The following is a 572-nucleotide window of genomic DNA, read 5'->3' as shown; positions in this document are numbered from 1 at the left end:
TCGCGGGGAATATGTCAGAGGTTCTGGAGCTCGGCTCCGAAGCAGACATCGCCATTATCGACGTCCGGCTTTGGATGGTATCACCGGGCCGTCCATTGCCCGCGCCCTCTTTTCCGGATTCGGGCTTGGGGTGGTGTCTTTCACCGTGAAACCCGGTGTTATCGAGAGCCCGGGGGGCCGAACTGTCGTCACCAAACCGGCGAGCCCCCAAAGAATAGTGGACTCGTTGTCCATGGCAGCCAAGAACGCTCGTCCAGAAACGCATCGCGCCGCGAGCGGGCCATTCTTCCACTGAGGTGGCGCGCCGAACTAAAAAGAGCCTGCGGCACCGGCACTGGCGCTGGCTGACCGGAAAGGCATTTCGTCAGTGGACGACGGCAATTACTGGAATTCTGGCTTCCTCCGCAGCGCGAAGGAGTGCGGTCCGCGCTACCTTTGCTGGGATCTTACCTTGAATGGCATCGAGACATGTTCTCACCGCCGCGATGTATTCCTTGCCATCGTGGGTCGGCCATGCCGCGACAAGAGCCTCGGCAACCTCACGGAGTGATCGGATCAGCCTATGCTTTTCT

At 60.0% G+C, this 572-nt stretch carries 1 protein-coding gene; it reads right to left on the bottom strand.

Features of this window, described 5'->3' with window-relative positions; all coding sequences use genetic code 11:
* Nucleotides 1-364: 364 nt before the first annotated feature.
* On the bottom strand, nt 365-572 hold a 208-nt coding region (locus tag AF337_RS13605; RefSeq protein ID WP_049732492.1), incomplete at its 5' end, for a DUF982 domain-containing protein.

Origin of the sequence: Rhizobium ecuadorense (assembly GCF_001187535.1) — a bacterium.
Classification (GTDB): domain Bacteria; phylum Pseudomonadota; class Alphaproteobacteria; order Rhizobiales; family Rhizobiaceae; genus Rhizobium; species Rhizobium ecuadorense.
This window is presented reverse-complemented; position numbering and strand designations above follow the sequence as displayed.